The 934-nt window shown below is 53.1% G+C and carries 2 protein-coding genes; both read right to left on the bottom strand.

What is annotated here, in order from left to right; translation table 11 throughout:
• The coding region (locus tag A3754_RS23560; RefSeq protein WP_197468818.1) for an efflux RND transporter permease subunit at nt 1-551 on the bottom strand (551 nt) is incomplete at its 3' end.
• Nucleotides 548-934 (bottom strand): copper-binding protein (locus A3754_RS23555; RefSeq protein WP_197468817.1); only part of this gene is annotated, 387 nt, incomplete at its 5' end. The genes A3754_RS23555 and A3754_RS23560, both read right to left, overlap by 4 nt.

Genomic DNA, 934 nt, shown 5'->3' with positions numbered 1-934 from the left:
ACCATGCCGCCTATGGTTGCCACTTCTGCAACGTCAGGCAGAGTCTGCAGCTCGTATTTTAGAAACCAGTCCTGTATCGAGGTTAGCTGCGATAGATCATGCTGGCCGGTGCGATCGATCAATGCGTACTGATAAATCCAGCCGACACCGGTAGCGTCTGGCCCAAGTGATGGTCGTGCTGTACGCGGCAATTCAGACTGGACCTGACTAAGGTATTCCAACACCCGTGAGCGTGCCCAATACAAGTCGGTACCATCTTCAAACAACACGTAAACATAACTATCACCGAAGAACGAGTAACCACGTACTGTGCGCGCACCTGGCACGGCCAGCATGGTGGTGGCAAGTGGATAGGTAACCTGTTTTTCCACCAGCTGCGGTGCCTGACCTGGGTAACTGGTGCGGATAATCACCTGTACATCGGACAGATCCGGTAAAGCATCTACGGGGGTATTGTTGATAGACCAGATTCCCCACGCACTCATGAACAGCGTCGCCAGCAGCACCAAAAATCGGTTAGCCAACGACCAGCGAATCAGGGTAGCGATCATGGTGCAACCTCCTGTTTGTCGAGAGACACCACAGTCAAGCCATTATCGGTATCTTTGACGCCGACGCGCACACGATCGCCCACTGCTATATCGCTGGCCACCTGTTCGCTGGCAAGACGAAAGCGCATGGTCATGCCAGGCATACCGAGCGTCTTAAAAGGACCGTGTTTAAGCTTGACCTTGCCGTCGGATAGCCCCTCGATAACCCCCTCGGCGTAATGCAACGAATTCACTTGGGTGTCTTTTTGTTCCGCCACCTGCTTTTCTAGGCGCTCCACAATCAACCCTTTGTCTGTATCACGAATGCCAATGCGCACGCGATCACCTACCGATATCCCTTTGCCTACTTGTTCATTCGCCAGGTTAAAACGCATGGTCATGGC

The sequence above is a fragment of the Alcanivorax sp. HI0083 genome (genome assembly GCF_001635175.1).
The sequence above is the reverse complement of the archived record's forward strand: the minus strand, read 5'-3'. Positions and strand labels throughout refer to the sequence as shown.